Source organism: Corynebacterium sp. HMSC074A09, assembly GCF_001811545.1.
Classification (GTDB): Bacteria; Actinomycetota; Actinomycetes; order Mycobacteriales; family Mycobacteriaceae; genus Corynebacterium; species Corynebacterium hiratae.
Map to the genome: position 1 here is coordinate 123,878 of NZ_KV805146.1, position 9,369 is coordinate 133,246.

Below are 9,369 nucleotides of genomic sequence, written 5' to 3' on the forward strand. Positions count from 1 at the left end.
CCTTAAATCCTCGGCCCCTAAATCAGTGAGTCAGCATTCAGCTAGTCTTCGCGGAACTGGGACTGGTGGAGGCGCCAGTAGGCGCCGTGGGCGTCGAGAAGCTCGGCGTGGGTGCCTTGTTCGACGATGCGGCCCTCTTCCATGACGATGATGAGGTCGGCGTCGCGAATCGTGGACAGGCGGTGCGCGATGATGAAGGACGTGCGGTCCGCGCGCAGCGCATTCATGGCCTGCTGAACGAGCACCTCGGTGCGGGTATCCACGGATGAGGTGGCTTCATCGAGGATGAGCAGCGCCGGCTGCGCGAGGAAGGCGCGCGCGATGGTGATGAGCTGGCGCTCGCCGGCGGAAATCGCGCCGCCATCCTGGTCAATCTTGGTGTCATAGCCATCGGGGAGGGAGTGGACGAAGCGGTCCACGTAGGTGGCCTTCGCGGCGGCGATGACTTCCTCGTCGGTGGCGTCGAGGCGGCCGTAGCGGATGTTGTCCATGATGGTGCCCTCAAAGACCACGGCGTCCTGCAGCACCATGCCCACCTGGGAGCGCAGCTCGCGGCGCGAGATCTGCGCGGTGTCCACACCGTCGAGGCGGATGGTGCCCGAATCGATGTCGTAAAAGCGCATGATGAGGTTGACCAGCGTGGTCTTGCCAGCACCCGTGGGGCCGACAATGGCCGCGGTCTGGCCGGGTTCCACGCGCAGGTTGAGGTCCTGGATGAGCGGCTTGTCGGGGTCATAGGAGAAGTCGACGTCGTCGAACTCCACGAGCCCCTTCGCGCGCCCACCCAAGCGGGAGGTGGATTCCTCGGCGGGTTCTTCCTCGGCGTCGAGGAACTCAAAGACGCGCTCTGCCGAGGCCACGCCCGACTGCACCTGCTGCATCATGCCGCCGAGCTGGCCCAGCGGCTGGTTGAATTCGCGCGAGTACTGGATGAAGGCCTGCGCGCCGCCCAACGTCAGCGAGCCGGAGGCCACCTTCAACGCACCCAGCACCGCGATGACCACGTAGGACAGGTAGGAGATGAACTGCATGATCGGCATCATCATGCCGGCCAGGAACTGCGCCAGCGAGGCGGAGCGGAACAGCTCCTCGTTGCGCTTATCAAAATCCTCCGTCATGGAATCGATGCGCCCGAAGACGGTCGCCAGGTCGTGGCCCGAGAAGGCTTCCTCCACCTGCCCGTTGAGGTCACCGGTGGCCTTCCACTGCGCCTTGAATTGCTTCTGCGCGCGCGAGCCAATCACCGCGATGACCACCGCCGTCAGCGGCAGCGCCAGCAGCGCCACGAGCGCTAGCTGCCAGGACACGGTGAACATCATGACCGTGATGCCCACGACCATGAGCAGGTTATAAAACAGCTGCGAAATGGCCTGCTGCAAGGCGGACTGGATGTTATCGGCGTCGTTGGTGGTGCGCGAGAGGAGATCGCCGCGCGACTGCGTATCAAAGTAATTCAGCGGCAGCGCATTGAGCTTGGCCTCGATGCTCTCGCGCAGGTCGAAGACGATCTTCATGACCATGGAGTTGAGCAAGTAGCCTTGCCACCACTGGAAGAGCGAGGACACCACGTACATCGCAATCACGATGCCAATAATCGTGCCCAACGTGGAGAAGTCGATGCCGAAGCCCGGGTTCAAGTCCATGGCTGAGGCCATGTCGGCGAACTTATCCTGCCCGCCCGCGCGCAACGCCGCGATGGCCTGCTCCTTGCTCATCCCAGCGGGCAGCTGGCGGGAAATGACGCCGGAGAAAATGACGTCGGTGGCCTTGCCCATCACCTTCGGCGCGGCCACGGCGAGGAACACACAGATGATGTTCATCGCCGCAATCGCAAACAGCTGCACCTTAAACGGCGCAAGCAGACCAAAGAGGCGCTTGGCGGAGGGCCAGAAGTTCTTGGCCTTGCGCGGGGCGTTCTCGCCGGTCTTCTCCTCGAACTCGGCAGTGGTGTCTTCACTCAACGTAGCGTTATCCTGCTCAGCCATTTATGCCACCTCCGAGGTCTTCTGGGATTCCACAATCTCGCGGTACGTCTCGGAGGACTCGAGCAACTCCCCGTGCGTGCCGCGGGCCACGACGCGCCCAGCGTCCATGACCAAAATCTGATCTGCATCCACAATCGAGCTCACGCGCTGCGCCACGATGATGGTTGTCGCCTCCGCGGTGTACTCGCGCATTTCGGAGCGCACCGCGGCATCCGTCAGTACGTCGAGCGCGGAGAAGGAATCATCAAAGAGATACACCAACGGGCGGGCGACGAGCATGCGCGCGATGGACAGGCGTTGGCGCTGGCCGCCGGAGACGTTGGTGCCGCCCTGCGCGATGTGCATGTCGAGGTCCTCAACAAAGTCAGCTTGCGCCACGCGCAGCGCGTTCCACAGCTCCTCGTCGGTGGCCTCCGGTGCGCCCAGGCGCAGGTTGGAGGCCACGGTGCCGCTAAACAGGTAGGGCTTCTGCGGCACGAGGCCTACACGCTTGACGACGTCCTTCCGCGCCATGTCGGCGATATCGGTGCCGTCGAGAAGCACGCGTCCCTTCGTCGGGAGGTAGAGGCGCGGGATGAGGGAGAGCGCGGTGGTCTTGCCGGAACCAGTCGCGCCGATAAGCGCGGTGGTGGTGCCGGGGGTGGCGGTGAAGGAGACGTCGTGAAGCACGGGCGCTTCGGCGCCGGCGTATTGGAAGGAGACGTTGTCGAATTCGACGACGCCCTCGGAGCGCTCCGGGGTGCGGGGCTGGTCCGGCTCGGTGATGGAGGGCTCGTGCTCGAGGACGTCGGTGATGCGGCGCGCGCAGATGACCGCGCGCGGGAGGATCATCGCCATGAAGGTGCCCATCATGACCGCAGCGAGGATTTGCAGCAGGTACTGCAGGAAGGCGGTCAGTGAGCCGACCTCTACGAGGCCCTCGTCCACGCGGTGACCGCCGAACCAGAGGACCGCGCCCGTGGCCACGTTGAGGATGACGGTGATGATGGGGAACATGAGGATGAACAGCTGGCCGACCTTCAGGGAGAGGTTGGTCAGGTCGCGGTTGGCGGTGCGGAAGCGCTCGGCTTCGTGCTCCTCGCGGGTGAAGGCGCGGACGACGCGGATGCCGGCGATTTGTTCGCGCAGGGTGCCGTTCATGACGTCGAGCTTGCCTTGCCAGGCGCGGAAGAGCGGCATGAGCCGGACGATGATGAGGGAGATGGCGGCGAGCAGCACGATGACGGAGACCGCGACGAGCCAGGACATGCCGGCGTCTTCGCGGATGGCCATGATGACGCCGCCGATGGACATGATCGGCGCGGTGACCATGAAGTTGAGCATCATCATGTAGACCATCTGGATTTGCTGGACGTCGTTGGTGCCGCGGGTGATGAGGGTGGCGGTGCCGAAGTTGCTCATGTCCTCGGCGGAGTAGCGGGTGACGCGGCGGAAGATATCGGAGCGCAGGTCGCGGCCCAGACCCATGGCGGTGCGGGAGCCGAACCAGATGGCGGCGATGGCGGTGAGGACTTGGACGAAGGCCACGATGAGCATGATGCCGCCGGTGCGCCAGATGTAGTCGATGTCTACTTGGGCCACGCCTCTGTCGATGATCTTCGCGTTGAGCGAAGGCAGGTAGAGCGTAGCCGCGGTGGAGAGCGCTTGGAGGAGCAGCACCGCGATGACGTAGCCGGTGTACGGCTTGGAGCGGGATAGAAGGATGCGAACGAGTTCCATGTGCCAGCGTTTCGTGCGTGTTGGCGGCCGCGCCGGGCCGCTGGAGAGCATTGACCGCAAAAGTCTATCCGTTATGGTTGCGCGGGCGCTAGCCCGCGCGTCTAGCGAGTGCGGTGGTGCGCGGACTGGCAGCCGGCTTCCCTTTTAACGCGCGGGCGCTAGTCCGCGCGCTCGCGCGCTAGAAGCAGACCGGCGCGCGCTGGGCCCGGGTAGTGACGGCGGCCCAATCTTCCACGTCGTCGGTGGGGTGGCACAGGCCCTCCCACGTGGTGATGGCCACGCCGCGGGCCATGAGCTCCAGCAAAACTAGGTGGCGGTCGCCGGAGGCGGCGAGTTGGTTGAGGTCCGCGTGGCTTATATCCGCATCGGGGCCGAAGCCCACGCGCACGTTGCCGATAAGTCGCAGGCGCGGCGTGGTCCCCCTCGGGCACGGCGCGGCAACGGATTCCGCGCCGGACAGTCCAGCGAAGCGGCGCAGCAAACCGAAGGGCGCGGGGCGCTCGCAGTAGAGGTCCACGCACAACCCGGCTTTGATGAGTCGCTCGGCGGTGGAGAGTGCTGCGGGGCCGTCCCCGACGATGGCAACACGCTGCATGAGAACCCCTTCAGTTCTGTGAAAATAGACTATCTAGTCTGTAAATCTAGTCCGCTCGGTTCATTCTGGCCAATTTTTATTCTTCCGAGTACCCAAGCTCACAGCCCTCGCACCCCGCTACTGGGCTGCGCGCAAGCCCAGCTGCCTTTAATGTGAGGAGCCATGACCGAATCAACTAACTTGCTGGACCGCGGCGACTACCGCGACCCCAGCATTAGCCCCGAAGGCACCCGCGACACCGCGCCGCTCGAGCCTGCCGTGGCCCAGCGCAACCAGGAACTCGTCGACGAGTGGGCCGATAAGCTCTACGATGCCTCCGCCGAAACGATTACTGAGTGGGCCGCCGAGCACGCGCCGGGCCGGCTTGCCGTCACGATGTCCATGGAAAACACCGTGCTGGCCGAGCTCGCGCACCGCGCCCACTTAGACGCCGACCTGCTCTTTATCGACACCGGCTGGCACTTTCCGGAGACGCTTCAGGTGGCGGGGGACGTCGCCAAGCGCTATGCGGACCTTCCCTTGGTGCGGGTCCTGCCGATTCTGAGCCCCGAGGAGCAGGACAAGATTTACGGCCCGCGCCTGTATGCGCGCGATGTGGCGGCGTATAACCGCATGCGCAAGGTGGAACCGCTCAACATGGCGATGGACCCGTACGTCGGGTGGGTCACCGGCCTGCGCCGCGCCGATTCCGAGCACCGCGCCACCGCGCCGGCGCTGAGCTTGGACCGCACCGGCCGGCTGAAGATTTCCCCGATTATTACCTGGGACCTCGACGACACCGACGCTTATATCAAGGAACACGATCTCATCATCCACCCCCTCACCCTGCAGGGCTACCGCTCCATCGGCTGCGCGCCGTTGACCTTCCCGGTAGGCGAGGGCGAGGATGCGCGCTCCGGGCGCGTTTTCGCTGACGGCAAGACAGAATGCGGGTTGCACGAATAATGACTCTTTCACCACACCTTAAAGACTTAGAGAACGAATCCCTCCACATCCTGCGCGAAGTCGCCGGGCAATTCGACAAGGTAGGCCTGCTCTTTTCCGGCGGCAAGGACTCCGTCGTCGTCTTCGAGCTCGCCCGCCGCGCCTTTGCGCCCGCTACCGTTCCCTTCGAGCTGATCCACGTCGATACCGGCCACAACTTCCCGGAGGTCATCGACTTCCGCGATCAGCTCGTCGCCGAGACTGGCGCGCGCCTGCACGTCGCCCACGTCCAGGATTGGATCGACCGCGGCGACCTCCAGGAGCGCCCCGATGGCACCCGCAACCCGCTGCAGTCCGTGCCGCTGGTGGAGACCATCGCCGAGCGCGGTTACGACGCCGTCCTGGGTGGCGCGCGCCGCGACGAGGAACGCGCCCGCGCCAAGGAGCGCATCTTCTCCATCCGCGATTCCTTCGGCGGCTGGGACCCGCGCCGCCAGCGCCCAGAGCTGTGGGATCTTTACAACGGCGGCAAGATGGCCGGCGAAAACGTCCGCGTCTTCCCCATCTCCAACTGGACCGAGTCCGATATTTGGGAGTACATCGGTGCGCGCAACCTGCAGCTTCCCTCCATCTACTACTCGCACCAGCGCGAGGTATTTAACCGCAACGGCATGTGGCTGACCCCAGGTGAGTGGGGCGGCCCGCGCGAGGATGAGCCGCTGGAGACCCGCACCGTGCGCTACCGCACCGTGGGGGATATGTCCTGCACCGGTGCCGTGGAATCCACCGCCGCCTCGCCCGATGAGGTGCTCGCGGAAATCTCCATTTCCACCCTGTCCGAGCGCGGCGCCACCCGCGCCGATGACAAATTGTCCGAGTCCGCCATGGAGGACCGCAAGAAGGAAGGCTACTTCTGATGACGACTACCCTTGCGCCGAATGTTGGCGCGCTCAAGCAGCGCGATACCCTGCGCCTGTGCACCGCCGGCTCCGTTGATGACGGCAAGTCCACCTTCGTGGGCCGCCTGCTCTACGACACCAAGTCCGTGCTCGCGGACCAGGTGGAATCCATGGAGCGTTCTTCTGCCGACCGCGGCTTCGATGGCATGGACCTGTCGCTGCTTGTCGACGGTCTCCGTGCCGAGCGCGAGCAGGGCATCACCATCGACGTGGCCTACCGTTACTTCGCCACCGACAAGCGCACTTTCATCCTCGCCGATACCCCGGGCCACGTGCAGTACACGCGCAACACGGTCACCGGCATGTCCACGTCCCAGGTGGTGGTGCTGCTTGTCGACGCCCGCAATGGCGTCGTCGAGCAAACCCGCCGCCACCTCAACGTTGCCGCGCTTTTGGGCGTGCGCCACGTGATTCTGGGTGTGAACAAAATCGACCTGGTGGACTACGACGAGGCCACCTTCCGCGCGATTGAGGCGGAGTTCAACGAGGTCGCCGCGCGCCTGGGCATTACGGATTCGGTGGTCATCCCGATTTCTGCGCTCAAGGGCGATAACGTGGTGGAACGCTCCACCAACATGGATTGGTATGAGGGCCCGACGGTCCTCGAAACGCTCGAGACCGTCCCCGTGGCCACCGGCCGCGCCGATGACCTGGACCTGCGTTTCCCCATCCAATACGTCATCCGTGAGCACACCACTGACTACCGCGGCTATGCCGGCCGCGTGAAGGCCGGGCACGTGGCGGTGGGGGATGAGGTGACCCTGCCGGGCGGGCGGACCTCGACGGTCACCGCGATCGATACCACCGATGGCCCGCTTGGATCCGATGAGGCGGCGCGCGCCGGCGATTCCGTGGTTCTGCGGCTGGCCGACGAGATCGACCTGGCCCGCGGTGACCTCATCGCTGGCACTCAGCGCCCGGAGGAGGTGCGCGAGTTCGCCGCCACCGCGGTGGTCTTGACGGAAAAAGAGCTGCGCGCGGGACAGATGGTGAAGCTGCGCTATGGCACCGCGCTGGTCAAGGCCCGCGTGGCCTCGGTCGATCGGGTGCTGGATTTGGATGGCGTGGCCGATGTTGAGGCCCCGGAATCCGCAGCACTCAACGACATTGCTTTCATCACCATCCAAACCCAAGCGGAGCTTCCCGTGGAGAACTACGCCGCCCGCGGCGCGGTGGGCAATTTTCTGCTCATCGATCAGTCGAGCGGCAACACGCTGGCCGCGGGCTGTGTGGGCCAGCGGCTGCGCTAACGGTTGCGTTGCGGCGGCCGAACCGCCGCACTTAGCTTCCCGGCGGGACGTCGCCAGACATGATGACCTTCTGCTGGCCGTCGTCCCAACGGAAGCCCGCATTCGTTTCGCCGGTGTGCCCCGCATTAGATTCGCCCTCGCGCGGCCAGTGGTAGGTCACGGCGATTTCGTTCCCGCTGACCTGCTCTACGGTAGGGAAGAAGCCATAGGGCTCAGCGGTGGCGGTGCCCAAGTACTCGCCCTTGTGGAAGAGCATGATGTGATAGGGCGAGGAGGACGTTCCGCGCTCGATGCTGATGGTCTGCCAGCTCAGCTCCGCGCAGGGATCGAACTGCGAGAAATCCACCAGCGTCCAGTTGTTGTCATTCCACGGTGGAACCGTGCCAATGCCTGATTCATAGGCCGCGTGGGCGTCGATATCCTGGCAGGATTCCGCATCGTCTGTAGGGGACTCGGCGGGCAACGTCGGCGAGGCACCCGCGGCCGGCGACGATGCAGCGGGGCCCTCGGCGCCCTCTGCGTTATCCGGAGTGCTATCCGTTGCGCTGCTCTGCACGGAATTGAACATCGGCGAGTCCGCAGAATCCTGCGCCGCGTTGTCCTGGGAACAGGCGGCCAGCGGGAGGCAGATAAGGGCAGCGCCGATGAAGGCGGACCTAAACATTGATGTTCCTTTCCTAGTGTGTGCGCCTCATATAGGGCGCACGACTAGCTCTATCTTATCTAGCCCATCGGCGGAACATCGCCGCTCATGATGACTTTGTGCTGGGCCTCGTCCCAACGGAAGCCGGCGTGTGTCTCTCCCGTCGGCGCGGCATTGGCATCGCCCTCTTGTAGCCAGTGATAGGTTACGGAAATCTCGTTGCCATTGACCCGCTCCACGCTGGGGAAGAAGCCATAGGGCTCGGCGGTGGCGGTGCCGATGTACTCGCCGTAGTGGAAGAGCATGATGTGGTGCGGCGAGGAGGCCGTTGCACCTTCGATGGAAATGGTCTGCCAGCTCAGCTCCGCGCATGGATCGAAGTGGGAGGAATCAACCAGAGCCCAGTTGTGGCCATTCCACTGCGGGACTTGGGCGATGTTGTCGTTGAAAGCCGCGTGTGCGTTTCCTGCCTCGCAGACTACGGGGCTGGCTTGGGCTTCTTCGGGGCTGCTGCAGGCGATAAGGGGGAAGCACAGCAGTGCGGTTGCGGCGAATACTCGTGGGGTGAACATGGTGTTCTCCTTTCTGAGGTCTCGGTGTGGTTCCAGACCCTACAAGTGGCCGCAACGCTCAGAACAGAGATGTGGAGAGCATTCCTCGGGCCACCGGGTAGTCTCGCAGGCATGGAGAATCTTTCTGGTCGTACCTTGTTCGTCGCCGCCGTGGACGCTGAAGCCGCGCATGTGCCTCAGGGAGCGCCGCTGCTCATCACGGGTATTGGTACGGTGCCCGCCGCCATCGAGCTGACGGCGGTTTTGGCCTCAGCGCAGCAGCTGCCGGAGCGCGTCATCAATATCGGTACCGCGGGCGCGCTTCGCGACGATCTCGCTGGCGTCTTCGAGATCTCGCACGTTCGCAAGCACGACTTCCACTTGGAGGTGCTCAGCGACGTCTCTCGTTATCTCCTCCCCGAGGTCATTGAATTAGAGACCTCCGGAAAGCTGCCCACTGAGACTCTGGCGACGGGCGATTCCTTCATCTCGGACACCCCTACCCGCACGCGCCTTGCCCAAGATTCCGCGCTGTGCGACATGGAGGGCTACGCCATCGCCGCGGTGTGCCGAAAGTTCGGTGTGCCGTGCACGTTGCTCAAGCAGGTATCGGATACCGCGAATGAGGAATCCTACGGCTCGTGGGCTTCGGTGCTCGATCGCGCCGCGGAGGAGCTGGCCGTCGCTTTTGGCACGGTAACCGCGGACTAGGCCTGTGATGTCTATGGAGTTTTTGGACACGG

At 64.2% G+C, this 9,369-nt stretch carries 9 protein-coding genes; 4 read left to right on the forward strand and 5 right to left on the reverse strand.

What is annotated here, in order from left to right:
* Positions 1–41: 41 nt before the first annotated feature.
* The 3 genes from HMPREF2807_RS05325 to HMPREF2807_RS05335 form a co-directional block, all read right to left on the reverse strand.
* Positions 42–1,985 (reverse strand): ABC transporter ATP-binding protein, encoded by a 1,944-nt coding sequence (locus HMPREF2807_RS05325; RefSeq protein WP_070510988.1) that lies wholly within the window; start codon positions 1,983–1,985, stop codon positions 42–44.
* Positions 1,986–3,704: an ABC transporter ATP-binding protein gene (locus HMPREF2807_RS05330; RefSeq protein ID WP_070510991.1), complete on the reverse strand. Its 1,719-nt coding sequence runs from the start codon at positions 3,702–3,704 to the stop codon at positions 1,986–1,988. It abuts the gene before it with no gap.
* Positions 3,705–3,882: 178 nt separating this feature from the next.
* A complete protein-coding gene (locus tag HMPREF2807_RS05335; protein ID WP_070510993.1) occupies positions 3,883–4,299 on the reverse strand; it encodes a methylenetetrahydrofolate--tRNA-(uracil-5-)-methyltransferase in 417 nt (138 codons plus the stop codon).
* A 162-nt stretch (positions 4,300–4,461) separates the two neighbouring features.
* Here HMPREF2807_RS05335 and HMPREF2807_RS05340 point away from each other — a divergent pair, with 162 nt between their 5' ends.
* The 3 genes from HMPREF2807_RS05340 to HMPREF2807_RS05350 are packed head-to-tail and all read left to right on the forward strand — an operon-like array spanning position 4,462 to position 7,432.
* Positions 4,462–5,244 carry a phosphoadenylyl-sulfate reductase gene (locus HMPREF2807_RS05340; RefSeq protein ID WP_070510995.1) on the forward strand — a complete coding sequence of 261 codons (783 nt, stop codon included), beginning with the start codon at positions 4,462–4,464 and terminating at the stop codon, positions 5,242–5,244.
* The gene (cysD, locus tag HMPREF2807_RS05345) at positions 5,244–6,140 is read left to right on the forward strand and encodes a sulfate adenylyltransferase subunit CysD (protein ID WP_010188641.1); all 897 of its coding nucleotides are present in this window, start codon (positions 5,244–5,246) and stop codon (positions 6,138–6,140) included. Before HMPREF2807_RS05340 ends, cysD begins: the two co-directional genes overlap by 1 nt.
* Entirely contained in the window at positions 6,140–7,432 is a 1,293-nt protein-coding gene (locus HMPREF2807_RS05350) for a sulfate adenylyltransferase subunit 1 (protein WP_070510997.1), read from the forward strand. Before cysD ends, HMPREF2807_RS05350 begins: the two co-directional genes overlap by 1 nt.
* A 31-nt stretch (positions 7,433–7,463) precedes the next feature.
* Here the strand turns inward: HMPREF2807_RS05350 and HMPREF2807_RS05355 are convergent, their stop codons facing one another.
* Entirely contained in the window at positions 7,464–8,096 is a 633-nt protein-coding gene (locus HMPREF2807_RS05355) for an LppP/LprE family lipoprotein (protein WP_070511000.1), read from the reverse strand.
* 59 nt (positions 8,097–8,155) lie between these two features.
* Positions 8,156–8,647 carry an LppP/LprE family lipoprotein gene (locus tag HMPREF2807_RS05360; RefSeq protein ID WP_070511002.1) on the reverse strand — a complete coding sequence of 164 codons (492 nt, stop codon included), beginning with the start codon at positions 8,645–8,647 and terminating at the stop codon, positions 8,156–8,158.
* A 111-nt stretch (positions 8,648–8,758) separates the two neighbouring features.
* On the opposite strand from HMPREF2807_RS05360, the gene HMPREF2807_RS05365 reads away from it, so the two are divergent.
* Positions 8,759–9,337 (forward strand): nucleosidase, encoded by a 579-nt coding sequence (locus tag HMPREF2807_RS05365; RefSeq protein ID WP_070511004.1) that lies wholly within the window; start codon positions 8,759–8,761, stop codon positions 9,335–9,337.
* Positions 9,338–9,369: the final 32 nt, after the last annotated feature.